22 protein-coding genes and 2 pseudogenes are annotated in these 22,793 nt (G+C 62.4%); 16 read left to right on the top strand and 8 right to left on the bottom strand.

Translation table 11 applies throughout. The features are described 5' to 3' along the window. Positions 1–41 precede the first annotated feature (41 nt). The 3 genes from BSG20_RS25350 (at position 42) to BSG20_RS37740 (ending at position 2,637) form a co-directional block, all read left to right on the top strand. Positions 42–1,232, top strand: coding sequence for a DUF932 domain-containing protein (locus tag BSG20_RS25350; RefSeq protein ID WP_072379732.1), 1,191 nt, complete (start codon positions 42–44; stop codon positions 1,230–1,232). An 80-nt stretch (positions 1,233–1,312) separates the two neighbouring features. Next, a complete protein-coding gene (locus BSG20_RS25345; RefSeq protein WP_072379730.1) occupies positions 1,313–2,314 on the top strand; it encodes a hypothetical protein in 1,002 nt (333 codons plus the stop codon). Positions 2,315–2,490: 176 nt separating this feature from the next. After that, complete coding sequence (locus BSG20_RS37740; RefSeq protein ID WP_244541419.1) at positions 2,491–2,637, top strand: hypothetical protein; 147 nt, start codon at positions 2,491–2,493, stop codon at positions 2,635–2,637. Positions 2,638–2,888: 251 nt separating this feature from the next. Here BSG20_RS37740 and BSG20_RS25335 read toward each other — a convergent pair whose 3' ends face one another. Beyond that, a complete protein-coding gene (locus BSG20_RS25335; protein WP_072379728.1) occupies positions 2,889–4,079 on the bottom strand; it encodes a DUF1173 domain-containing protein in 1,191 nt (396 codons plus the stop codon). Between the two features lie 242 nt (positions 4,080–4,321). On the opposite strand from BSG20_RS25335, the gene BSG20_RS25330 reads away from it, so the two are divergent. The 6 genes and pseudogenes from BSG20_RS25330 to BSG20_RS25300 all read left to right on the top strand — a co-directional run bounded on the left by BSG20_RS25330 (position 4,322) and on the right by BSG20_RS25300 (position 10,169). Then, positions 4,322–4,729: a hypothetical protein gene (locus BSG20_RS25330; RefSeq protein WP_072379726.1), complete on the top strand. Its 408-nt coding sequence runs from the start codon at positions 4,322–4,324 to the stop codon at positions 4,727–4,729. Positions 4,730–4,829: 100 nt separating this feature from the next. Beyond that, positions 4,830–5,153 (top strand): hypothetical protein, encoded by a 324-nt coding sequence (locus BSG20_RS25325; RefSeq protein WP_072379724.1) that lies wholly within the window; start codon positions 4,830–4,832, stop codon positions 5,151–5,153. 121 nt (positions 5,154–5,274) lie between these two features. Beyond that, positions 5,275–5,655: a hypothetical protein gene (locus BSG20_RS25320; RefSeq protein ID WP_072379723.1), complete on the top strand. Its 381-nt coding sequence runs from the start codon at positions 5,275–5,277 to the stop codon at positions 5,653–5,655. 104 nt (positions 5,656–5,759) lie between these two features. Continuing rightward, positions 5,760–7,853: pseudogene (locus BSG20_RS25315) on the top strand (strawberry notch C-terminal domain-containing protein); the annotation flags it as partial. A 5-nt stretch (positions 7,854–7,858) separates the two neighbouring features. Further along, a complete protein-coding gene (locus BSG20_RS25310; protein WP_072379721.1) occupies positions 7,859–8,911 on the top strand; it encodes a DUF7146 domain-containing protein in 1,053 nt (350 codons plus the stop codon). Positions 8,912–9,227: 316 nt separating this feature from the next. Beyond that, entirely contained in the window at positions 9,228–10,169 is a 942-nt protein-coding gene (locus BSG20_RS25300; RefSeq protein WP_072379719.1) for a DUF2493 domain-containing protein, read from the top strand. A 36-nt stretch (positions 10,170–10,205) separates the two neighbouring features. On the opposite strand, the gene BSG20_RS25295 is transcribed toward BSG20_RS25300, so the two are convergent. From BSG20_RS25295 to parS, 3 genes are all read right to left on the bottom strand, one after another. After that, entirely contained in the window at positions 10,206–10,484 is a 279-nt protein-coding gene (locus BSG20_RS25295) for an HU family DNA-binding protein (protein ID WP_072379717.1), read from the bottom strand. Between the two features lie 115 nt (positions 10,485–10,599). After that, entirely contained in the window at positions 10,600–11,109 is a 510-nt protein-coding gene (locus BSG20_RS25290) for an RES family NAD+ phosphorylase (RefSeq protein WP_072379715.1), read from the bottom strand. Next, positions 11,106–11,591 carry a type II RES/Xre toxin-antitoxin system antitoxin gene (gene parS, locus BSG20_RS25285; RefSeq protein WP_072379713.1) on the bottom strand — a complete coding sequence of 162 codons (486 nt, stop codon included), beginning with the start codon at positions 11,589–11,591 and terminating at the stop codon, positions 11,106–11,108. Before parS ends, BSG20_RS25290 begins: the two co-directional genes overlap by 4 nt. A gap of 328 nt (positions 11,592–11,919) precedes the next feature. Between parS and BSG20_RS25280 the strand changes: the two genes are divergently transcribed. The 4 genes and pseudogenes from BSG20_RS25280 (at position 11,920) to BSG20_RS36630 (ending at position 14,024) form a co-directional block, all read left to right on the top strand. Beyond that, on the top strand, positions 11,920–12,186 hold the full coding sequence (locus tag BSG20_RS25280) for a type II toxin-antitoxin system Phd/YefM family antitoxin (RefSeq protein ID WP_072379711.1): 267 nt from the start codon (positions 11,920–11,922) through the stop codon (positions 12,184–12,186). Next, positions 12,183–12,580 (top strand): annotated as a pseudogene (locus tag BSG20_RS25275) (type II toxin-antitoxin system VapC family toxin). The gene BSG20_RS25280 and the pseudogene BSG20_RS25275 overlap by 4 nt, the downstream one beginning before the upstream one ends. Positions 12,581–13,187: 607 nt before the next feature. Next, complete coding sequence (locus tag BSG20_RS25265; RefSeq protein WP_072379708.1) at positions 13,188–13,511, top strand: DUF736 domain-containing protein; 324 nt, start codon at positions 13,188–13,190, stop codon at positions 13,509–13,511. 345 nt (positions 13,512–13,856) lie between these two features. Next, complete coding sequence (locus BSG20_RS36630) at positions 13,857–14,024, top strand: hypothetical protein (RefSeq protein ID WP_167371602.1); 168 nt, start codon at positions 13,857–13,859, stop codon at positions 14,022–14,024. Between the two features lie 92 nt (positions 14,025–14,116). Here BSG20_RS36630 and BSG20_RS25260 read toward each other — a convergent pair whose 3' ends face one another. Continuing rightward, positions 14,117–14,458 carry a WGR domain-containing protein gene (locus BSG20_RS25260; protein ID WP_072379706.1) on the bottom strand — a complete coding sequence of 114 codons (342 nt, stop codon included), beginning with the start codon at positions 14,456–14,458 and terminating at the stop codon, positions 14,117–14,119. 367 nt (positions 14,459–14,825) lie between these two features. Here BSG20_RS25260 and BSG20_RS25255 point away from each other — a divergent pair, with 367 nt between their 5' ends. After that, on the top strand, positions 14,826–15,224 hold the full coding sequence (locus tag BSG20_RS25255; RefSeq protein ID WP_093041448.1) for a hypothetical protein: 399 nt from the start codon (positions 14,826–14,828) through the stop codon (positions 15,222–15,224). Between the two features lie 12 nt (positions 15,225–15,236). On the opposite strand, the gene traG is transcribed toward BSG20_RS25255, so the two are convergent. Genes traG through BSG20_RS25240 form a run of 3 tightly spaced genes read right to left on the bottom strand, consistent with a single transcriptional unit; the run spans position 15,237 to position 17,654 of the window. After that, positions 15,237–17,159, bottom strand: a complete 1,923-nt coding sequence (gene traG, locus BSG20_RS25250; RefSeq protein WP_072379704.1) for a Ti-type conjugative transfer system protein TraG — start codon at positions 17,157–17,159, stop codon at positions 15,237–15,239. Beyond that, positions 17,156–17,377, bottom strand: coding sequence for a conjugal transfer protein TraD (locus BSG20_RS25245; protein WP_072379702.1), 222 nt, complete (start codon positions 17,375–17,377; stop codon positions 17,156–17,158). The genes traG and BSG20_RS25245 overlap by 4 nt, the downstream gene beginning before the upstream one ends. Next, on the bottom strand, positions 17,367–17,654 hold the full coding sequence (locus BSG20_RS25240; RefSeq protein ID WP_072379700.1) for a TraC family protein: 288 nt from the start codon (positions 17,652–17,654) through the stop codon (positions 17,367–17,369). Before BSG20_RS25240 ends, BSG20_RS25245 begins: the two co-directional genes overlap by 11 nt. A gap of 221 nt (positions 17,655–17,875) precedes the next feature. Between BSG20_RS25240 and traA the strand changes: the two genes are divergently transcribed. Together traA and BSG20_RS25230 are read left to right on the top strand one after the other, a co-directional pair. Further along, positions 17,876–22,495 (top strand): Ti-type conjugative transfer relaxase TraA, encoded by a 4,620-nt coding sequence (gene traA, locus BSG20_RS25235; protein ID WP_072379699.1) that lies wholly within the window; start codon positions 17,876–17,878, stop codon positions 22,493–22,495. A gap of 26 nt (positions 22,496–22,521) precedes the next feature. Next, positions 22,522–22,791 carry a hypothetical protein gene (locus tag BSG20_RS25230; RefSeq protein WP_072379697.1) on the top strand — a complete coding sequence of 90 codons (270 nt, stop codon included), beginning with the start codon at positions 22,522–22,524 and terminating at the stop codon, positions 22,789–22,791. Positions 22,792–22,793: the final 2 nt, after the last annotated feature.

The following is a 22,793-nucleotide window of genomic DNA, read 5'->3' as shown; positions in this document are numbered from 1 at the left end:
GGAGCGGTCAGCCGGGCTCTTTCGTTTCAGGAGACTTCATCATGAACACCATGATTTCCAATCCGCGACCGACATCGTCTGGATTCAAGGTCGATATATCCCGCGGCGAACGCATCGGCCGCGTTTCGTCAGAATGGTTTTCGCGTCCCGACGACGAGCGCTATCTGTCGCTTTCCGATCTGCATCGCGCCGTCAGCGCCAGGACGGAACGCGCTCGCGTCCGCACAGTCGAGACCGCCGAGATCCGCGTCGAGGCCACCCGTGACAATGCCGACCGATTGTCCCTGATCGTTCCCGGCGGGCGCGAGCCCTTGGCCCCGACGCACTGGAGCTATGGCCAGCTCTGCAGCCTGGTCGGTGCACCTGCGAGTTATATGCGCCAGCTGCCCGCGCCGTTGGCGGCGATCAACCTCCAGCACGGACTCCTCAATCATAATGCCGAAATGGTCAAAACGCTGGAGATGGACGACGGTCGCCTTGAACTGCGGGCGGTGACCGGTCCCGAATACGGCCGGATCTGGGATAAGGATTTGATCGCCGCGATCATGAACATTGCTGGCAATGGCACAGGCGACACGATCTGGAAAGTTCCCGGTCTGCTCGACTGGTCGACCATGACCCACAATCCCTTTGTCGACATCACGAAGGATACGACGACGCTGTACGCCAGCGATCGCGACGTCTTCGTCTTTCTTTGCGATGACACTCACCCGATCGAAGCCGGACGACTGCCGAATGGCGAACCCGATTTGTATTTCCGCGGGTTCTACGCCTGGAACTCAGAAGTGGGTTCAAAAACGCTAGGGATTGCAAGTTTTTACCTGAGGGCTGTTTGTGCCAATCGCAACCTCTGGGGCACCGAGAATTTCGAGGAGATTACTATCCGCCACTCGAAATTCGCAGCGCAACGTTTCACTCACGAAGCAGCCCCGGCATTGACGAGCTTCGCCAATTCCTCACCTGCGCCGTTCATTGCCGGCATCCGCGCCGCGCGTGAGCGCACCGTCGCCCGCACCGACGACGATCGCTCAGAGTTCCTGCGCAAACGCGGCTTCTCAAAGGCCGAAACCGGCAAGATTATCGAGACCGTTCTCAGCGAGGAGGGAAGACCACCCGAGTCGATTTTCGATTTTGTGCAGGGGATCACCGCGCTCGCGCGAGGAAAGTCGCATCAGGACACCAGGCTTGAGCTTGAAAGCAAGGCGAAGAAGCTGCTTGAAAGCGCCGCCTGATCCCATCAATCCCCCCTCATCCCTCTCTTTTGTCGCCCGGCCGTCGTGCCGGGCTTTTCCGTTCCCCGGAAGGAAACGTCATGACTGCGCTTGAAACCAGAATCTATAGCCATCCGCCCATTCCGGTAGCCGACATCAGCAAGCTCGAAATGCTGCTTCTCACCAATGTGCTCGAATGCAGCGAAACTGAAGAGGGTCTTGTCCTGTTCACGGATGTCGGACCGACCAACCCGGTCCGCGTGCCGCGCAGCGAGCTGATCGCCGCGTTTCACGCCTCGGTGCAATATGCCGAGGATCCGCTTACCATCTTCATCGCCGGCCGCGTCCTTGCCCTTCTGCCGGCAGGCAGCAACACTGCCGAGGACGATGCGATGATCGACATCGACCTCAGCCAGTTTCCGTGGCCGTTCGTGGTTCAGGGCATCGTCGCGCGGTCAGCGGATCTGCGCGAGGTCACGATCATCCAATGGATGAATCACCCCTCTCAACGTCCGGAGAGCTTCGGCGCCAGCGTTTCGCTGATCACCGACAAGGCGATCCACCATGCTACAAGCGAGGATCTTCTCGCCCGGTTCAGGCTTCAGGATAACGCCCTCCCGCCTGCGGCATCGTCGGCTGCTTTGCCAGAAGACGATAGCGCTATGGCTGGTGGCGCAGCTCTCGACCCATTTACGGTGAAAGAGCTTGAGACGGCTCTATGCATCTGGGAGGCGATGCTTTATTTCCGCGGGCTGCATCAGGATGGGCGACCGGTGCCGGACAATATCGCCGGCATGTCCGAAGTCTGGGATGCGGTCGGATGGCAGGCGATGCGTTCTCATGTTCGCGAGATCGTGCCCTTCGCACTTGATGTCCATGCCGCCGTTTTCGAGGACCTTGAGGATGAAGGTTTCACCTTCGATTTCGATTTCGCCCCGGCGTTCGTCGAGACCCTGCTCTGGTCCGAGGATGGCGCCTTCCGAGAAGGCGAACCGGAGGAGTTCCTTGAAGACGTGATGGTGGCCGTCAGGCGCCATCGCCAGGACGTCGTCGCGCGAAACAAATCGAGCTTCAATCCGGCTTCACGCCAAGTCGACTCATGAGGAAAGGCGTTACCCATGTCCCTGTTCAAGACAGATTCACTCTCACCAATGCAATCGGGCCGACTGCAGACCGCACTCGACCGGCAATACCGCTTCGACGCGTCGTCAAAACGCTCCGGTCCCACATCGAGGAGCTGGCTGCAGCAGGCAAGCTCGAACTCAGCGAAGGGGACGGAATGATCGATTATTCCCGGACCCACTTCAACCGGCTTGGCTCATACGCAGAGCAGGACGCCTATATCGCCCGCCTCAAGGCCAAGCGACACTTCTACCTGAATGGATGGGTGGTTCCGAAGCTGGTGTACGATGCGATCAAGCGCTAATGTCGCCGGCGTTCTTCTCCGACACCGCTTCAGCGCGGCAGAGGTGCTGCGTCATCACCCTCTTCGGCCATCTCTTCGCCGGTGACCTGCTCTCCCGCTGCCACGGGACAGGCGACGCGGGTTCTTGATCTCCACAACGAACGGTTTTTTCGCAGGTTTCATGGATTCCGTCGGGCGGGTAAAGCTTCGACACCGTCGAGCTATTTATTCGCTGCGGACTGTTAACGCCCTCCGGATATAAGGATTGTGGATCAAGGCAGGCGTGGGATTTCACCCTCCGCCACCCGCCAGACCCAGGACGTGATCTCCGACCTCGCCTCGATCATGTCAGCTAGCGCCCGCTCAAATTCCTCTCCGGCGCTTGCCGGCACGATGAACATGGCGACGGGAGCCGGCTTCTGTTCGGGCAATGTCACGGACACGATCGGTGCATCCCGTGGCAGATTGAAACGCAACCCTTTGACGCTCTTTCGCTTGAGGTGGCCGAGCTTCTCCAGAAGCCGAAGCTCGTGGATGTCCTCGAACGGCAGCCAGTTCTCGTTGACCACCATCAGGGCGACCTCTTCGACCGCCGCAATGCCGGCGGCCGAAACGCCGAAGGTGGCGATGACGATCAGATGGAACGTCTCATTCGAGCGCCACAGTTCGAGTTCGAGCTCATAGCGTGCCGCGAGCCGCCGCCAAGCTCCCTCCTCGATCATCAGCGGAAAAGGCATATGCCGCACCACGATCTTTTGCCCCTCGCGTGCGGCGGAAAACTCCTTCACTTCTGCCACGATCATCATCAGCTTGCGCGGACCCGAGCCGGTCGCCTGCACGCCCTTGAGTGCAACTACACGGCGGGCGGCGATACCATCCTTGTCTTCGGGATGAAACACTTCCGGCACGAAGAGCATTTCGCCCAAGATGGCACCTCTTGCCGTCATCTGCGCCGCAGCATTGAGAAGGCTTGCTCGCACCCGGCCCCAGCCGCGCCGGCCGGCCCAGGTCGAACGCCATTCCGTCAGTTCGCCCGCCTCCCAGAGATAATGCAGCATCGCCCGCAACGACAATTTCCTGGGCTCGCTACGGATCCCATGTTCGGACGTCTCAGCCGGCGCGCTGGGCGCGGCGCGAGGCCCGCGTTTCGTCAGGGAAAATTCCAGCTTCAGGTCGGCCCTGCCACTGGCATCGATCTGGATTGCATTGCCGATCAACGGGCCGAGGCCGGAAAGCTCGTAGGGAGGCTCGTAGGAAGAGCAGGCCGGATCGTGATCGCGTCCCGACAGCGGCATCCGCTTGATGAGATACTGGTCTTCGACCCGTGCGATGTACATCGGCGCCGGTGGCGCCTTGCACATGCACATCGGGCGAAGCCGCTGCTCGTAGGCCTGCGGTAGAAATTCCTGCAATTCGGGCGATGATTCCCCGATCACCCGGTCACCGATCGAGAACTTTCGCACCTTTGTCTTCTCCGTCTTTGTTGTCAAAGCTACATGTCGATCATGCATTATACTATTAAAAAAATTGACAGTAAAACGGCGCGACGCGATGCAACCAGCGTGTCTAGAAGCGAAGCCGACGGCGCCGGACGATCGAGGGGGAGAGTGCGGCTGGCAGAAGCGGCGGCTTCGGGTGGGTAGACAGGCTTCCAGCGGCCCGCCGCGCCGTTCGTGCCATACAAAAATATCGAAGGAGGCTGGCAATGCAGATCAGACGTAAACCGCGGCCCGGCGAACAGCTGCAATATCTCGCTCACTCCCTCTGCGCGGCCGAGCTCGGGGCGCCCGACCCCGGCCATTATCGTTCGACGCCGGCCGGCGCGCCGGATGTTGCGGCACTCGTTCACCCCGGCATGGTGATCCGCACGTCGTACGGCACGGGCGGAACGGTGATCGACGTCGAAGGTCCCCATGTCCATGTCGCGCCGGATGGCACGGACTATCCGCATTTCACGATCGTCTATGTGCCCTCAGAGCGGTTCGGCCGGCACGGCAAGCTCGATCGCAACTGGATCAACGAATGCGTCGCCGTCAACGACCGCATCCTGAAGCTTCTCGAAGCCAACCTCGACGAGGTCTTTGTCGAAGGTGCGGTCTCCGGCTGGCGCTGACGCTCCGGGGAGACCCCCACCAATCTTCCTTCCAACCTTTTCCAGCCAGGCCCGGTGCTCCCAGGAGCGCCGGGCCTTTCCGTGTTTTCAGGAGAGCATCATGACCATGCCTGCACTCGACTACCCGCGCCTGGCTTCTGCGCCGATCGCACCAGTGTTCCTCAATTTCCGTTCGCAGATCGTTCGGCCCGTCTGCTTCGCCGTCGTCTATTGGGACGGTCCGGGCGACACGCTCTACGCCTTTGAGGACCGTGATGTCTTCGAGCGCCAGCGCGGCGCGGCCGATCGACAGGGCGTCCATGTCCATGAGCTGTCGGCCGAGGAGGCAGTCGATTGGATCGCCGCCGGCGGCAACGCCGTCCTGCATGAGGTATGGGTCGGGGGCGTTGCGGCGTTTAGAAACCTGAAGCTCGCGCCCGGCTGAAGGCCGGGCGCCCGCCGCCTAGATCGCCCAGAGGGAGAGAGGGGCCGGAAAAGGGCGGTCTGCCGAGGCTTGGAGAGCGTCCGGGCGGGCCTGTCCTTTCCCGCTCTCGACAGGGTTTCCTATGAACATCGTTCCTTCCCGCGTCGCAAACGCCACCACCGCCTCGCTCGCGCCGGCGGATAGCACCAGCCGAGCGGGCAAACTCGTCCGCTCAGGCCATGCGCTTTTGCCGTCTCTCGAACGTGGCCAGCCCATCGGCGCAGCCGATCTCCGCACCGTTCTGATGAACATCTTCGGCGGCTCGGACGCCGAAGGCTTCTGGTCCTGGAAAGACGCCTACGAGGCGGCCGAAGTGGCGCAGGTCCTGTTTCTTCGCAAGTTCGGCGCGGCGATCACCGCCCGCGCAAACGCGCCGCAGGCGACGCTGGCGATGCTGACCAAGGTGGCGGGCTTGATCCCCACCCACACACGGCGCTCGCCTGATCGAGGTGATTGTGGATGACCTGATAGGCTTCGGCGTAGGAATCGTAGATGCGAACCTGCTCCTCGCTCAGTTCGTGTTCGAGGATGTCGTATTCGACCCCCTCGAAGGACAGCGAGCGGGAGGCGCTGGAGGCGTCCGGAATCACGTCCAGCGGCGGCACACTCAACAGACAAGCCAAAGCGGCTGCGCGCTCTGCCTTCGAAAGCACCAAGCAGCGCTTCTTCAACCACCTCCTGACGTCGATGAAGACGCCGGCGCTGATGAGCGCGATCAAATCGGACGTGGAGGAAGGCCATGCCGCGATCGTCCAGATCATCTCGACCGGCCAGTCCATAACCGAGCGCCGGCTGGCGGAAATCCCGACCGAGGAATGGAGCGACATCCAGGTGGACGTCACGCCGCGTGAGATCGTCGCGGAATACCTCAACCACTCGTTCCCGACACAGCTCTTCGAGGAATATTCCGACGCCGAAGGCAATCTCCTGTCACGGCCGGTCTATGACGCCGACGGCAATCCGGTGCTGTGCCGGGAAGCTGTCGCGCGCCGTGACGCATTGCTCGAGCGGCTCGGCAGCCTGCCGGCGATCCCGACCGCGCTTGATCAGATCGTCCAGACATTCGGAACTGCCCAGGTTGCGGAGATCACCGGCCGCACGCGCCGCATCGTCCGCCACGACGAAGGTGGCACGATCGACCGCTTCGCCGTCGAAAGCCGACCGGGCAGCGCCAATCTCGACGAGACCCGTGCCTTCATGGACGACGAGAAGGCGATCCTGATTTTCTCGGAAGCGGGCGGCACGGGACGCTCCTACCATGCCGACCTTGGTGCGAAGAACCAGCGCCTGCGCTTGCACAACCTCCTCGAAGCCGGCTGGCGCGCTGACGTCGCCATCCAGGGTCTCGGCCGCAGCCATCGCACCCACCAGGCGCAGCCTCCGCGCTTCCGGATGATCGCCACCAACGTCAAGGCTGAACGGCGCTTCCTGTCGACGATCGCCCGCCGCCTCGACACGCTCGGCGCCATTACCCGCGGGCAACGCCAGACGGGCGGGCAGGGGATGTTCAGGAGCGAGGACAACCTCGAATCCCAATATGCCCGCGACGCCTTGCGGCAGTTCTATAAACTGATCCATAGCGGCGGCGTCGCCGGCTGCTCGCTGCAGACGTTCGAGGCGATCACCGGCCTGTCGCTGACATCAGAGGAAGGCGGGCTCAAGGACGAGCTGCCGCCGATCCATACCTTCCTGAACCGCATGCTGGCGCTGACCATCGCCATGCAGAACCTGCTGTTCGACGCCTTCGAACAACTCCTGGCGGCCCGCATCGAAGGGGCGATTGCTGCCGGCGTCTATGACAGCGGCCTGGAGACGCTAACGGCGGATCGCATGTCGGTGAAGGACCGAAGGCTGATCTACACCCATCCCGTCACCCGCGCGCAGTCGCACCTCCTGACTATCGAACGCATGGATCGCAACAAGCCGATGCTGCTCGCTGACGTCCTGGGATTGGTTGAGCGCGATCCGCGGGCAAGGCTGATGGTCAACGCCAAGTCCGGTCGGCCGGCCGTGCAGATCCCGACGCGGTCGATCATGCTCGACGACGGTTCTGTCCAGCCACGCGCCGCGCTCGTCCGGCCGATGGACGAAATCCGCTTCGAACTGCGCCAGCTCGAAGAGACCAACTGGGAGGAAACGGACGAGCAGCGCTTTTCCGCTGCCTGGGATGCGGAGGTCGCCGGTCTTCCGGAATTCTCCCTGTCGACCATGCATGTGGTCTCCGGCCTGCTCTTGCCGATCTGGAAACTGCTGCCGCAGGACTATTGCCGGGTCTATCGTCTTGAGACCGACAAGGGGGAGAGGATCGTCGGCCGACTGGTCTCGTCCGAAGGGCTGTCCCGGCTGTGCCGCAACTTCGGGCTCGACCAGACCGAGGTCGTCAGCGCCGCCGAGGTTTGGCAATCGCTGCTCGTCGGCTCGTCGGTGGTGGCGCTCGCCGGCAATATGACACTGCGGCGTGTGCGGGTGATGAACGACTATCGCGTCGAGCTCACAGGCTTTACCGATGGCATGCGCGACAGGCTGAAATCGATAGGTCTCTTCTCCGAAATGATCGCCTGGAAGGTCCGGTTCTTCATCCCGGCCTCGGATGACGGGCAGGCGGTGCTGTCGCGCCTCATCGAACGGCATCGCGTCGTCGATGTCGCGGGCCGGAGCTGACCGTCATGTTGTCCGCTTCGCAGCTGGCGGATCGTCTGGCACGCGATGCCGAGGCGGTCTGCCGTCACTACCTCTCCGCCGGCCGCCGGGCCGGCAATTACTGGATCGTTGGCGACGTTGCCAACAGCAAGGGCAAGTCGCTCTACGTCCATCTCGCTGGGCCTCGCAAGGGCAGATGGACGGACGCGGCGACCAGCCAGTATGGCGACCTCCTCGATCTCGTGCGGGAAACCTGTGGACTGGTCGATTTCCGTGACGTCGCCGATGAGGCACGGCGTTTCCTGAACGAACCCCAGCCCAACTCAACCCAACCCAGACCGGTGTCGTCCCGCCGGGACGATACCCTCGACAGCCAGCCAGCCGAAAGACCGGCTGCGGAACGTGCAAGACGCCTGTTCCGTATGACAGAGCCGCTCTCCGGCACGCTGGCCGACAGCTATCTGCGTCAGCGCGGCATCCTGCGCGCATCGTCGCATCCCGCGCTCCGCTTCCATCCGTCCTGCTACTTTCGTGACCTCGTCAGCGGCAGAATGAGCAGCTATCCGGCGCTGATCGCAGCGGTGACCGATCAGACCGGCGCGATCACCGGCGTGCATCGCACCTGGCTCGACCCGGATGGCGAGGGCAAGGCAAGGGTCGACGATCCCCGCCGTGCGCTGGGCGGGCTACTCGGCAACGCCGTGCGCTTCCGCTTTCCTGTCGATGGTCTCGTGCCTGTCATGGTCGCGGGCGAGGGCCTCGAAAGCATCTTGTCGCTCTCGCACGTGATGCCCGGTATGCCCATGGTCTCGGCGCTGACGGCCAATCATCTTGCCGCCTTCCGGCCACCAGCCGGATGCTTGCGCCTCTACGTTGCCGCCGACGCCGATGCCGCCGGCCGGCATGGCATCGAGGGACTGAGCCGCTGGGCGCAGGCGCTCGGCATCCTGCCGCTTGTGCTCACCCCGGAACTCGGCGACTTCAACGAGGATCTGCGCCGACTTGGACCTGACCGGTTCATCGCAAATCTCCGGAGCCAGCTCGCACCGGAAGACGCCTCGGCCCTTCTTCTCGTGTGATGCGGCCGCGAAGGAGGCGGTGAGGGCGCGGCTTGGCTGGCGGGCCGGTCCCTGCCGGTCTCCTCCTGGTGAGGCGCGCCTGCGGGCCTGCCGAGAGGCGACCCTTACCAGGCGGCTGTCGGGCCTTCAGCGGATCGGTCTGGTTTCTTCCCCGCGCCGGCAAGCCGGCGCTCCTCGCGGGCCAAGAAACCCTCCCTCAACCGCCCGGCGCTGCGCTGGGCCGCTTTGCTGCGCTCGCGGTTCCGGCTCGCCCGCTGCCTGGACAGGGATCGCCGTCAGGCCGCGAGAGGCGCGGCCAAAACCGACGGAGACCATCATGAACCTGCCCCTTCCCATCGACGACGCCTTCGAGCCCCATCACGCATCTTCCCCGACCGACCGCTTCATCTACGAGATGCAAGTCTTTGGCTACCGCCCCTTCCAGGACGAGCCGGACCCGCGCCCGCTGCCCGAGGAGCCGGTCGTCCGGTCGGCGCTGACCGCGATGTTCTCTGCGATGTTCGAAATGCTCGGTGACACGCGGCTGGAGCCCGATCTCGAAGACCTGCTCTGGTCGACGGTCAATCTCTTCCACCGCGCCGGCGAGCGCATCCAGCGCGAGCTTCAGCGTAATGAGGACGCGCAGCGCACCGGCCAGCGCGAGCAGGACGGCTCGGAAGTCAAAAGCGTCGAGCTTGAGCGCCATGTCGTCGAGGGCATCACGCTCCTCGAACGCCGCAACGCCTTCGAGTTCATGCGCGACTATGCCGCCGACCTCTTCGAGGCGCAGAGCGGATCGGCATGGCGACCGCGCACCGGCTCCAAGGTCAGCCACGCCAACATGACGGCGGCGATGATCGATAGCAGAGATTTCCTGTCCGCCCGCCGGCGCGCCGAGACCGAGGTGCTGATCCCGGCCGGCACGAAGATCGCCTTCGGCGGCGGCATGGACTACAACGATCACGACCGGATCTGGGCCGCGCTCGACAAGGCCCATGCCAAGCACGCGGACATGATCCTGCTGCACGGCGGCTCGCCGAAAGGTGCCGAACGCATCGCCGCCTGCTGGGCCGAGGCGCGCAAGGTTACCCAGATCGCCTTTAAGCCCGACTGGAACAAGCACGCCAAGGCCGCCCCGTTTCGCCGCAACGACGACATGCTTTCGGTCATGCCATCGGGCGTGATCGTCTTCCCCGGTTCCGGCATCACCGACAACCTTCGCGACAAGGCCCGTCGGCTCGGCATCAATGTCTGGGAACTGAAGGGAGATGGTGCGTAAGCGCCATCTCCTTCGCGAAACACTCTTTGCCCGAGATTACTTGTTCAGCGCATCCTTGAGCGCCTTCGCCGGAGTGAAGGCCACCTTTTTCTGTGCGGCGACCTTGATCGTCGCCCCGGTTGCGGGATTGCGCGCTTCGCGTTCCGGCGTGTCCTTGACTTTGAATTTCCCGAATCCGGGGATCGATGTTTCGGCGCCTGATGTCGCGGCTGTCGTGATCGCCGAGAATACCGCTTCGACAACAGCCTTGCCCTGCGCCTTGGTCAGGTTATGCTCGGCGGCGATTTTGTCCGCAATTTCGTTCGTGGTGGTCATGGCATTACCTCTTGTTTAGAACCCTTCGATCCTTTTCACCCGGATCGGCTGATGTCACGTGGTTCCGGCATTGGTTGGCGCCGCATCGCCCCCCTTTCCACAAATTCAGGGGCGATCAGGCCGGTTGCGGCGGATGCAGGCGCGTATCAAGGGCAAACGCCTCCTGGAACTTCAAAGAGTAGCTGCCGGCCGCAAGGCTCCCAACGAAGATGAGATTCCAGCTTTGTGTCGATACCGCGCTCGGGATCGCCACGAAACGATGCTGTCTCAAAAGCTCGTCTCCATATGACTGCTGTCCTGCGCTCGGAATCCCCGGCCGCAGCCAGTTCCGATTTGGGATGCTGGCGGGATCAACGACATAGACCGAGGAGGGATCGGTGATGACCGCTGCGGTCAGGACATGGGGAACCGTGTCGAGCGCACGAAACCCTTTATGAACCGCAACTTCGAGGATCGCCGTCGATGGGTCGAGCGAGCAATAGACCGCGCGGACGCCCTTGCTGTTCCAACGGCCGCCGACGCGATAGGCGCCTTCGCCGCTGTCCCATGTCGGGGCAAAGCCGCTTTGGTCTAGTCGCCAGGCGACCAGTTCGGTACCGCCGAGCGCAATCGGCAGAAGCGTCATGCATAGACGCCGTATTCGAGCCGCTCCAGGTAATCCTCGACGAGTTCGACGCCGGCAGGCGTCCCGAGCAGATCGATCGGACGGCGCTGGTCAAGTCCGATCGCCGGACGCTCCAGCCACTGTTCCGCCTCCGCCTGAGTGCCCAGGACGTCCGTCGCCTTGGACAGGATCTCGGCAAACTTCCACGCCCGCCCGCTCTGTTCCTGGCTCAACGGCTTGGTCGGTGCGTCCCTTCGGCGCTGCCACGTCCTGAGACTCATGCCGACTGCCTTTTCGAGGGATTCGGTCTTCCCGATGAACACAAGGCTTCCGACGAGGTGATCGACCGCGGAGGCCGGCAGGCCGTGGAGAAGCAGTTCGTGCGCGTCGAGCGCGCTTGTCAGCCGGCGCGACAGAACGCGCGTGCCGCCGAGGAGGGCTGCCACCTTCTGCAATTCTCCCACGTGTCCTTCAGGACGAGCCACTTCGGCCGCAACAGCCATCTTCACATCTCCTGCGTCACTTGACGCTCCATATATGACAGTTGACGCGGCTTATTTCAATAGGCGCGCTCACCTCAGGATTAGGCGGGTGCGGAATATAGGCAATCCCGTCGGACACAGTAGACCCGCCGCGGCAGCCGAGGCGGGGCGTCGTTGATCCCAAAGATCGAAGGAGGACGTTGGGATCCTCATCAACGGTGTGAACCAGTCTTCGTTCAAGGAATTGCCGTGACGAAGTGCCGATCCAAGCCATTCTCACCACGACGAGGAACCGCTTGCATTTTGGAGGAATTGTGTACACATTTCCTGCTCAACAGGAGCCTCGCCAATGCCTCAGTCCCGGCCACAGACACCATCTCCCCGCCGCGTGGGCGTGCGCGAGTTCCGAGGCAACTTGACGTCCTTCCTCAAGCAGGTCGAGGATGGGCAGCGGTTTGTCCTCACCTCCCATCACAAGGTGGTCGCGGAAATCGGACCGCCATCAAAGGACATTGTCCCTCGCAAGCCCGGCGCGTTGCGCGGGAAGATCAAAGTTGCCGATGACTTCGACAGCCTGCCGGAAGATGTTCTGTCGTCAATGGAAGACGAGGCGTGAGGTTACTCCTCGATTCGCATGCCTTGTTGTGGTGGCTGAACGACGACGGAAAGTGGGGAAGCATGCGCGTGGCCTTATCGGCGATCCCGAGAACGACGTTCTGGTCAGCATCCTCTCCCTGTGGGAAATCACCGTGAAGCTGCGGATCGGCAAGCTTGATGCCGATCTGGACGAGATTCTTGCGATCTTGCCGGAGCAAGGTTTCGATCGGCTGGACATTACGGATGCTCATCTTGTTGCTCTTGCTGCTCTTCCGCTTCATCACCGCGATCCCTTCGATCATCTGCTCATGGCCCAGGCGGTGGCGGAGGGAGCGCATTTCGTTTCGCAAGATCAGCATGTCGGGCTCTACGGCGTTCCGTTCGTGACGTGCTCTGATCCTGTCGCCTTGTGATCCTCGAGGGTTTGGTTTAGCCGACGAAGCCGGCCCCGATCGCTCGGAGGGCCTGCTTGCCGAGCGGTGTACCTGCGAATGCCGACCGCTCAGACGGCCGGACGCTGGGACGCGAGTTGCTGAAGGCCGTATCCGATCCTCCATGCGAACGGCGTCATCCGATATTGCCGCACGGTCCGCAGGCGGCGATGCGGTCACTGTGCCGACCTCGCCGACGCGCAAAGGTGTGACCTCGGCGGAGGCGTGCTCATCGCGCGAAGCTGCTGCGACAGGGCGAGCGCAGTAAGTTGATCCGGATGGCGGTGAGGCGCTCAGGAGACGCGCGGCTATATCCTTCAGGCCGGACCGGGCGGCATGATGGTTTCGCGCCCTTCAGTTGCCCCGAACCATTCCCGTTTTATGTCGCTCGTATAGACGACTGCCTGCTTTTGCGGCCAACCCCTGAAGGGGTAAGACTCGGTCAAAATTTCGCGAAATTCGATTTCAGTTGTTTGCTCCTGGTGGAAAATAGAATTTCGCAAAATTTTTGCGCGAGCTGACCGCAGCAGTCGGCCGTCTCTTCGTGCGCCATCGGGAATGGTCCCGAGCAACCGAAGGAGCAAGTACCATGGCCACCACGATCGCAACCCTGACGCAGAAGACCGACGGCATCCTCGAAGGCGTCTTCGCCACCATCCGGGTCAACGCCCCGATCGCCATCGTCCCGAACGCCAACAAGGCAAGCGAAGAAGCCCCCGACTACCGGGTCATCCACCGCAAGACCGGCTTCGAGATCGGCGCAGGCTGGAACCGCATCGCCCGCCAGACGGGCGAGGAATATCTCTCGGTCAAGCTGGAGGCCCCCGAGATCGGCGTGATCTTCGGCAATCTCGCTCAGGCGCCAGGCGGCGACCCGAACAAGAAGGTGATCCTCTGGAACAACCCGGACTGAACGGCAAGCGAGCGGCCCCGAGCAATCGGGGCCGGCTCTAGCGTGTGAGACCAGGCGGCGGGAACGATTGGCGGGAATGATTGCGGGCATCGAGCCCGCGATCATTCCTTTTGGTGCCAAACGAGACCAAACCCTGTCTGCTCAGAATGCCAAGTCTGCCGTGAGGACCGCGCCGCCTCAAGGACTTCGCGGCCCCTCCAATTTTCAGCCGACACCCTGAAGGGTGCCGTCAGAAAATCGGTTCCTCCGCTCGCCGCCTCCGGCGGTCGCTGCGCGATCCTTGACCCAGCCCGATCCTCACGACCCCCCGGCGTCATCTTTCACACTATCAAGGAGATGACGACGATGACCTACGACCTCGAAATCCACATTGAAGAACTGCGTGCCGAGGCAAACCATTGCGACCTGACCGAGCGCGCCCAGATCATCGCGGAGCTAGAAGCGGCCCGCGCCGCACTGGCAGCGGCGATCGCCGCTCAAGACGTCGAGCGCGTCGGCGAGCCTCCCCACTGACGGTGGCTTTTGCCTTGCCATCCGGGTCAGTCGTGCCGGATCGACCGGCACGACTGACCAAAGCTTTGCTCCCCCATCAGAATTTTCGCGGACTAATAATCGCCCAGTGTTTTCTGGATCGGTTTTGGCCTGTATCCGCGCGCTCGCTTTATGCGCAGCAATTCGAGAAATAGAGAAACAGCCTCCTCTTCGCGACCGAAGTGATGCACCTTTTCCTGACCGGTTGTCCCGATCCGTCCCCAACGGCGCACCAATCGGGGTGTGCCGAACAGCGTCGGCTCGATCGTCAGCAGATAGAAGCGTGCCATGTTCCGTTCGGGGTCCACGCGTTCGATATAGAGGTTGTAGGGCTGTGCGAGCATGACCGAAGAATCGCCTGTCTCGCTTTCAGCGTCCAACGACACTTTTGAATCCGGCGGCGTGGTTCGATTCATCTTGGTGATGGATGGGCAGGTGGGATAAACGGTGCCTGGGCGAGCCGGCCTATGGCCGACCGCTCCCTACTCGCGCCGTTCCGCCGCTCCCCGAGCCGGCGCTGCCGTCTCGGCCTTCGGTGACGATCACTCTCGCGGGGACGATACGGCCGGATCGACCGGCCGCCTCGTCGCAAGGGGATACCCTTCCGCACCCAGCCGGCCGATCGGCTTGATTTGGTCGATCCACGCTCTCACGGATGGCTCGTGTGCTTCGCCGATCCGTCCTTGCTCCTATCCCCGCTGCGGACTAGACTCACTAAAATCCGATAGTGTGATGCTGCCAACCGATCGCGTGGGCACACCCCAGCTGCCACGGAGATCGGCAATGATCGAAAATCAATCCATCATCGGCGCGGACCTGCGACCCGACACGCACAACCCGTTTGCCCGCATGCTCCGTTACGTCGCCCGCGTGGTCATGACGCTCGCCATCGGGGTCGTGCTCGGCGTTTTCTACTGCGCCTGGCATCTCGCCTTCTTTCTCCTGTGCATGTTCCGCCCCGTCGTCAACGTGCTGATGCTCGGTGGGGTCATCATGCTGCCGATCTCATTTGCTGCCTTCGTCAAGCCTGAGGCCGCCAACGGAATGCCATTCTGGGTGTTTCTCCTGATGGCGGTGGGCTTCATTGGGTTTGCCCTCGGCTATTCGAAATTCATCGACCGGATCACGCCGCCGGGCGAGACCGACCCGTTCGAGCGCTACCGCCGCCGTGACTGGAAATGACACGCCCGGTCCTCATGGCCTTCCCGGTTTGACAAACCGGTTGAGCTCAGCGGCCTCGTCCATGTCCTTCCGCCGGAAGTAGATCGCTCGCCCGCAGCGGATCGGACTGTGGCCCTGGACGATGATGATCTGCTCGTCCTTTCGCATCGATTGCGTGATCTCGTGCGGCATGATCAGCGGCCGGCGCTGGAAGTTGATATTTTCGGATTTTCGTGAGGCGCTGTTTTTTGTATCCCAGCCGAGATTGCGGGAGCTGCCCTTGACCTCGACGGTCATTTCTCCGCATTGCGCCGAAACGTTGCGCGCTGTGTCCAGCGCCTTGATCGCGGCGTAACTTGCGAAAGCGCACCCGTCGATCCATGACACAGCACCGTCTTTTCCAAAGTGGCGCTCCAACTGGCCGACGGATTGGTACAGCAACATCATACTGACCCCGTACTTGCGGCCACGATCGCGGGCCTCCTCGAGCACACGCATGTAGCCGAGCAGATCGACCTCGTCCAACATGAACAGTGCCCTGCGCTCGAATGCGCCATCGGCTTCGATCATCGCATTGATCAGCGAACCTATGATCACCCGGCCGATCCCGGGATAGGATCGCAGGATCGACGCGGGAATATTGAGGAACACATCTTTCCTTCCAGAAGCGATCTCGCTCGATTTAAAGGTGTTGCCGCAGACGAGCGCCGCATAGTTGTCAAGCGACAGCCATTGGGTATCCTTCGAGGCCGTCGAATAGACGCCCGAGAATGTCTGTTCGGTCATGTTGACGAACACGCCGAGCGTTTCGCGGATGAAGGCGGAGCCCGAATTTTCCTGCACATCGCGGAGCATGGCAAGCACAGACGTCTCAGGCTCGGAAACGATCTGGCGCAGACTGTGCAGGTTTCGCCGGCCGGCATATTCCGGAGACAGCATCACATGGGCGAGCAGACCGGTCAGCAGGTTGTGCGCCTGGCTTTGGAAATAGGAGCCGGTCGAACTCTCGAAGCGCATACTCTCCGAGAGCAGCATGTGGGCTATGCCGACAATGTCCTCCTCCTTTTTCTTCGACGTCTCGATCCCGTCGAGAACGTTGAAGCCCATAATCGGATTGGCCGGGTCGAGCACCACGACCTCGCGCCGAAGTTTCCTGCGCCTGTGATCGACGACCATAGGAGCGACCTCGGTCGACGGGTCGAGGCAAATGATTGGCCCGGTGTAGCGCAGCGCCGTCGGGATGACGGTGCTCGTCGTCTTGTATCCGCCGGACCCGGCGAAGAAGAGCATATGGGTCGAATCGAAATCGAGCTTGTAGGTGAGGAGCGGTGCTGTTCCACCGCGCCCCCACGTGGCCCGGTCGTTCGGATCGAACGGCAGCTCATGGACGAGTTCCTTGTCGACCCGGTAACGTTCGCCGATGATGATTTCGCCGCCATCGGGAAACAGCCGTCCTGCCGCCGACATCGGCAGCCAGTCCACGTCTCCAAATGTTCCGCGTTTGGCCCGCTTCACCGGTTCGGGCACGACGCTAGAGATACGAGCCGAGACGGCCGCCGCCATGAAGCCGGCCACCGCGCTGGTGACCGCGACCATATCGAGAAAGGACAGAGCCTGATCCCAGGTCAGCACGCCGCGCTCGACGGACGGCTCAAGCCGCACGAACTCGCGCAGCCCATAGAAGCCCGCCATCAAAAGAAAGCAGAGGAAGCTCACCATGGCCACCGGTCTTCGTCGATGCAGGGGCAACGCCCAAACCGCCAAGAGCCCAGCCAGTGGCCCGAACAACAGCACCGGCAATGGCGAGGCGCGCAAGAACCAGTATTGCGTTTTCCCTGTCATGCCGGCGGCCAGTTCCGGCCAACGCCAGTTGGCGACATAAAAGGCAAAGCCAGTGACGGCGATCGGCACGAGCATGAGCAACAGGCTGGGATGCGGTCTGGCCTTCACCGTCATTCCGCAGCCTCCGCGAAGCTTTCGGATGCCTGCGCCCTGAAGGCCACCTTGCCGATATCGCACAGCCGCCGATGCTCAGCCGTCCCGGGAACGACCCGCGTCAATTCGAGAAGCCCGCCGAGCAGGAAAGCCCGGTCGGCCTTTGAGAGGCCCGCCCTGACCACGATGCCGCCAAGCACGAATTTCTCACGCGCCTCCTTCTTTCGTTCAGCTGTCATGAGGAACCTCCGTCGCCGCTCCAGTCCCGCCATTTGCCTGTCCACGTGGCGAAGCAGGTGCGCCACCAGATCCTTTCTTCTCGCCTTTGCGAAATCGCGCCGCGATCTCTTCGAAGATGCGATCGACCTCCTCATCAGTGATCTCCATTTCCGCCAGCCCGGACTTCGTCGCGGCACGCGCGAAGCGATCCGCGGATTTGACTATCAAAGTTTTCTTGCGCTCACGCAGCTTCTCGATCTGAGCGTCAATATCCAGAATTGCCGACTTGGTGACCATTACAGGCTCCTGATGATGGATTGCGAATTGCACATTTGCCATTTAACTGACTAGAAAATAGTAGTCAAATATGTCACCATGTACAAGTCCCCAAAACGTCGATGCCGGAATCCGGCTCGGGCCGTCTTCCGGAAAAGCGGCATCGGCCTTGTCAGGCCGATCGATTTAAGGGCGCAATATACGTCGCTGGCGCGACGTGCTTGAAAGGTCAGGAGACGTCAGTGGCGATCATGTTCGTCAGAGCGCAGGTGATCAGCAGGGGAGCGGGACGCAGCATCGTTTCGGCCGCCGCCTATCGTCACCGTGCCCGAATGATGGATGAGCAGGCCGGAACGTCCTTCAGCTATCGCGGCGGCGAAGCCGAACTAAAGCATGAGGAGTTGGCGCTGCCAGACCAGGTCCCGGCATGGCTGCGCGCGGCAATCGACGGCAAGACGGTAGCAGGGGCCAGCGAGGCGCTCTGGAATGCCGTGGATGCCTTCGAGACGAGGGCGGACGCGCAGCTTGCCCGCGAACTGATCGTCGCTCTGCCGGAAGAACTGACGCGGTCCGAGAATATTGCTCTGGTGCGGGAGTTCGTGCGGGACAATCTAACCTCGAAAGGGATGATCGCCGACTGGGTCTATCACGATAAGGACGGCAACCCGCACATCCATCTGATGACAACGCTGCGGCCGCTGACGGAGGAGGGGTTCGGGCAGAAGAAGGTACCTGTGCTCGGCGCGGACGGCGAGCCGCTCCGCGTCGTGACCCCGGATCGGCCGAACGGCAAGATCGTCTACAAGGTCTGGGCCGGCGACAAGGAGACGATGAAAAGCTGGAAGATCGAGTGGGCGGAAACGGCCAACCGGCATTTGGCGCTCGCCGGTCATGATATCCGCCTCGACGGACGCTCCTATGCCGAACAAGGGCTCGACGGCATCGCGCAGAAACATCTCGGGCCGGAGAAGGCAGCGCTCGCCCGGAAGGGCGTCGAGATGTATTTCGCGCCGGCCGATCTCGCGCGGCGGCAGGACATGGCTGACCGGTTGCTCGCCGAGCCCGACCTTCTGCTGAAACAGCTCGGCAACGAACGGTCCACCTTCGATGAGCGTGATATCGCCAAGGCGCTGCATCGCGCTGTCGACGATCCCACAGATTTCGCAAACATCCGCGCGCGGCTGATGGCGTCCGACGATCTTGTTCTGCTGAAGCCGCAGCAGGTCGACCGGCAGACCGGCAAGGTGAGCGAGCCAGCTGTTTTCACCACCCGCGATATCCTGCGCATCGAATTTGACATGGCGCAGTCCGCAGAGGCCTTGTCGAAACGGACCGGCTTCGGCGTTGCCGATACTAAGACTGCCGCCGCCGTGCGAAAGGTGGAAACGGCCGATCCAGAGAAGCTTTTCAAGCTCGATGCGGAACAGGTCGATGCCGTGCGCCACGTGACCGGCGATAGCGCGATTGCGGCCGTCGTCGGCCTCGCTGGCGCGGGGAAGTCGACGCTGCTCGCCGCCGCGCGTGTCGCTTGGGAAGGCGACAATCGACGGGTTATCGGTGCGGCGCTTGCCGGCAAAGCAGCCGAAGGGCTGGAAGACAGTTCCGGCATCAGATCTCGGACACTCGCCTCCTGGGAACTAGCATGGGCCGGCGGTCGCGAGTTGCTCAAACGCGGCAATGTGCTTGTCATCGACGAGGCCGGCATGGTGTCGTCGCAACAGATGGGCCGCGTCCTCAAGATCGCCGAAGACGCGGGAGCGAAAGTGGTTCTGGTTGGCGACGCCATGCAGCTTCAGCCGATCCAGGCGGGTGCGGCGTTCCGAGTTATTGCCGAACGGATCGGTTCTGCCGAACTGGCCGGTGTGCGTCGCCAGCGCGAAGAGTGGGCGCGTGAGGCGTCTCGTCTTTTCGCCCGTGGCAAGGTCGAAGAAGCACTGGATGCCTATGCACGTGAGGGACGTATTTTTGCGGCGGAGAGCCGGGTAGACGTCGTCGAACGCATCGTCGCCGATTGGACGGATGCACGCCGTGGCCTCGTCCGCAACACCGCCGATAGCGAGCAACCCGTTCGGTTACGCGGTGACGAGTTGCTTGTCCTCGCCCATACCAATGACGACGTGAAGCGGCTTAACGCGGCGCTGCGTCAGGTCATGAGAGATGACGGCGCACTGACGGCCGCCCGCGAATTTCAGACGGAGCGTGGCGTGCGAGAGATCGCTGCCGGCGACAGGATCATCTTCCTCGAAAACGCCCGCTTCATCGAACCGCGCGCAAGGCGTCTCGGTCCTCAATATGTAAAGAACGGCATGCTCGGAACGGTCGTTTCCACTGGCGACAAACGCGGCGATCCTCTGCTGTCGGTCCGTCTCGACAATGGCCGAGACGTCGTCATCAGCGAGGACAGCTATCGCAACATCGATCACGGCTATGCCGCGACCATCCATAAATCTCAAGGCGCAACCGTCGACCGGACCTTCGTTCTTGCCACCGGCATGATGGACCAGCACCTGACCTATGTGTCGATGACCCGTCATCGGGATCGCGCCGATCTCTATGCAGCCCGTGAGGACTTCGAGCCGAAACCGGAATGGGGTGGGAAATCCCGGGTCGATCATGCGGCCGGCGTCGTCGGCGAGCTGGTGGAGACCGGGATGGCAAAGTTCCGGCCCAATGACGAGGATGCCGACGAAAGTCCCTATGCCGATTTGAAGACCGATGACGGAACGGTGCATCGGCTCTGGGGCGTCAGCCTGCCCAAGGCTCTGGAAGAGGGCGGCGTCTCGGAAGGCGATACGGTGGCGCTCCGCAAGGACGGCGTCGAACGGGTCACGGTCACCGTGCCTGTCATCGACGAGAAAACGGGGGAAAAGAGTTTCGAGGAACGGACGGTCGATCGGAATGTCTGGACTGCGGAACTGAAGGAAGCAGCCGACGCCCGTCAGGAGCGGATCGAGCGCGAGAGCCACCGGCCGGAATTGTTCAAACAGCTTGTCGAGCGTCTGGGTCGCTCCGGCGCCAAGACGACGACGCTCGATTTCGAGAGCGAGGAAGGCTACCGGGCAAATGCACAGGATTTTGCCCGTCGCCGTGGCATCGACACACTCTCCGGGGTCGCGGCCGGGATGGAGGAGGGCGCGGGCCGGCGGCTGGCGTGGCTTGTTGAGAAGCGGGAGCAAGTGGCGAAGCTGTGGGAGCGGGCGAGCGTTGCGCTTGGCTTCGCGATCGACCGCGAACGGCGCGTCTCCTACAACGACACACAGAACGAAAGCCTCAGAGCGGAAGTCCCGACTGGCGGAAAATATCTCATCCCGCCCAACACCATGTTCGCTCGTAGCGTTGAAGAAGATGCACGTCGCGCGCAACTGGCCTCGGAGCGGTGGAAGGAGCGGGATGCAATCCTTCGGGCGGCCCTGCAAAAGATTTATCTCAATCCCGATAGCGCGCTTGCCAGACTGAATGTGTTAGCCTCCGATGTCCGGATAGAGCCGCGCTCGCTCGCCGCCGATCTAGCGGCCACGCCGCGGCGTCTCGGTCGTCTGCGTGGATCGGATCTTTTGGTCGATGGCCGTGCCGCCCGCGCCGAGCGCGACGCAGCGGTATCGGCGTTAGCGGAATTGCTGCCGCTGGCGCGTGCCCATGCGACAGAGTTCCGCCGCCAGGCCGAACGATTTGGAATTCGTGAGGAACAACGCCGCGCGCACATGTCCTTGTCGGTTCCCGCGCTCTCGAAACCGGCCATGGCGCGCCTTGTCGAAATCGAAGCCGTGCGGGAGCGCGGCGGGCAGGACGCTTACAAGACGGCCTTCGCCTATGCCGTCGCAGATCGCCTGCTGGTTCAGGAGGTCAAGGCGGTCAACGACGCGCTGACCGGCCGCTTCGGATGGTCGGCCTTCACGCAGAAGGCAGATACCATAGCAGAGCGAAACATGGTCGAGCGCATGCCGGAGGATCTTGCTCCGGAGCGTCGCGAGAAACTGGCGCGCCTGTTCGCCGTCGTGCGCCGTTTTGCCGAGGAACAGCATCTTGCCGAGAGGAAGGATCGCTCGAAGATCGTGGCCGGCGCCAGCGTCGAGCCGGGGAGGGAGACGATGCCGGTGTTGCCGATGCTCGCCGCCGTGACGGAGTTCAAAACGCCTGTCGAGGACGAGGCGCGGGAGCGGGCGCGCGCTGTCGCCCATTACGGCCTTAATCGGGCGGCTCTTGTCGAAACGGCGGCGCGCCTCTGGCGCGATCCCGCCGGCGCCGTCGCCAAGATCGAGGCCCTCGTCGTGAAGGGCCTCCCGGGCGATCGGATCGCAGCGGCTGTCGCCAACGATCCTTCAGCTTATGGTGCGTTGCGCGGCTCCGATCGCATCATGGACAAATTGCTGGCCGTCGGGCGCGAGCGAAAGGATGCACTTCAGGCCGTTCCGGAAGCCGAGAGCCGCGTTCGGTCGCTGGGTGCCTCCTATGCCACTGCTCTCGATACCGAGACGCGGACGATTACCGAGGAGCGCCGTCGCATGAGCGTCTCCATTCCGGGACTGTCAGCTTCTGCCGAAGAGGCATTGCGGCAACTCTCGGCGGCGATGAAGAAAAAGGATGCCAAACTCGAAGTGGCTGCCGGCTCGTTGGATTCTGCGATCCGCCGGGAATTCGTTGCGGTCAGTCGGGCGCTCGACGATCGCTTCGGTCGTAACGCCATTTTGCGCGGCGAGAAGGACGTCATCCATCGCGTGGCGCCAGCGCAACGCCGTGCGTTCGAGGCGATGCAGGAACGGCTGAACGTCCTGCAGCAGACTGTGCGCATGCAGGCAAGCCAGGAAATCGTGACGGAGCGGCAGCGGCGGGTCCTCGACCGCGCTCGCGGCGTCATCCGATAGAACTTTAGACCTGAATGGAGATGAACATGGCTGAGCAGGAAATTTCTTACGACGCGATCCTCCGCACCGAGATCGCCATCGAAATCCTCAACCAGGCGCGCGCCATCGTCACGGCCCGCGTCTATGAGCTCGAAGGCACCGATCCCGAGGGGGCGGATGCGCTACGTCGGCGTCGTCGCGATCTTATCGCCGTTCAGCACAGCGTTGCTGTCGCCGATCGCGAAACCGCCGAAAACCTGATCGCGCTCTGGGGACCGCGCGTGAAGGACGAAGCCCGGTTCTGGGCCGAGTTCTGATC

The organism is Rhizobium tibeticum (assembly GCF_900110205.1).
GTDB lineage: Bacteria > Pseudomonadota > Alphaproteobacteria > Rhizobiales > Rhizobiaceae > Rhizobium > Rhizobium tibeticum.
Note: the sequence above shows the minus strand (reverse complement) of the source record. Positions and strands in the feature narration are given on the sequence as shown.

Bases quoted from the DNA above. Each gene is read 5' to 3' on its own strand.
- BSG20_RS25350 (WP_072379732.1), top strand. From the start codon at position 42: ATGAACACCATGATTTCCAATCCGCGACCGACATCGTCTGGATTCAAG.
- BSG20_RS25345 (WP_072379730.1), top strand. From the start codon at position 1,313: ATGACTGCGCTTGAAACCAGAATCTATAGCCATCCGCCCATTCCGGTA.
- BSG20_RS37740 (WP_244541419.1), top strand. From the start codon at position 2,491: ATGATCGATTATTCCCGGACCCACTTCAACCGGCTTGGCTCATACGCA.
- BSG20_RS25330 (WP_072379726.1), top strand. From the start codon at position 4,322: ATGCAGATCAGACGTAAACCGCGGCCCGGCGAACAGCTGCAATATCTC.
- BSG20_RS25325 (WP_072379724.1), top strand. From the start codon at position 4,830: ATGACCATGCCTGCACTCGACTACCCGCGCCTGGCTTCTGCGCCGATC.
- BSG20_RS25320 (WP_072379723.1), top strand. From the start codon at position 5,275: ATGAACATCGTTCCTTCCCGCGTCGCAAACGCCACCACCGCCTCGCTC.
- BSG20_RS25310 (WP_072379721.1), top strand. From the start codon at position 7,859: ATGTTGTCCGCTTCGCAGCTGGCGGATCGTCTGGCACGCGATGCCGAG.
- BSG20_RS25300 (WP_072379719.1), top strand. From the start codon at position 9,228: ATGAACCTGCCCCTTCCCATCGACGACGCCTTCGAGCCCCATCACGCA.
- BSG20_RS25295 (WP_072379717.1), bottom strand. From the start codon at position 10,484: ATGACCACCACGAACGAAATTGCGGACAAAATCGCCGCCGAGCATAAC.
- BSG20_RS25290 (WP_072379715.1), bottom strand. From the start codon at position 11,109: ATGACGCTTCTGCCGATTGCGCTCGGCGGTACCGAACTGGTCGCCTGG.
- parS (WP_072379713.1), bottom strand. From the start codon at position 11,591: ATGGCTGTTGCGGCCGAAGTGGCTCGTCCTGAAGGACACGTGGGAGAA.
- BSG20_RS25280 (WP_072379711.1), top strand. From the start codon at position 11,920: ATGCCTCAGTCCCGGCCACAGACACCATCTCCCCGCCGCGTGGGCGTG.
- BSG20_RS25265 (WP_072379708.1), top strand. From the start codon at position 13,188: ATGGCCACCACGATCGCAACCCTGACGCAGAAGACCGACGGCATCCTC.
- BSG20_RS36630 (WP_167371602.1), top strand. From the start codon at position 13,857: ATGACCTACGACCTCGAAATCCACATTGAAGAACTGCGTGCCGAGGCA.
- BSG20_RS25260 (WP_072379706.1), bottom strand. From the start codon at position 14,458: ATGAATCGAACCACGCCGCCGGATTCAAAAGTGTCGTTGGACGCTGAA.
- BSG20_RS25255 (WP_093041448.1), top strand. From the start codon at position 14,826: ATGATCGAAAATCAATCCATCATCGGCGCGGACCTGCGACCCGACACG.
- traG (WP_072379704.1), bottom strand. From the start codon at position 17,159: ATGACGGTGAAGGCCAGACCGCATCCCAGCCTGTTGCTCATGCTCGTG.
- BSG20_RS25245 (WP_072379702.1), bottom strand. From the start codon at position 17,377: ATGACAGCTGAACGAAAGAAGGAGGCGCGTGAGAAATTCGTGCTTGGC.
- BSG20_RS25240 (WP_072379700.1), bottom strand. From the start codon at position 17,654: ATGGTCACCAAGTCGGCAATTCTGGATATTGACGCTCAGATCGAGAAG.
- BSG20_RS25230 (WP_072379697.1), top strand. From the start codon at position 22,522: ATGGCTGAGCAGGAAATTTCTTACGACGCGATCCTCCGCACCGAGATC.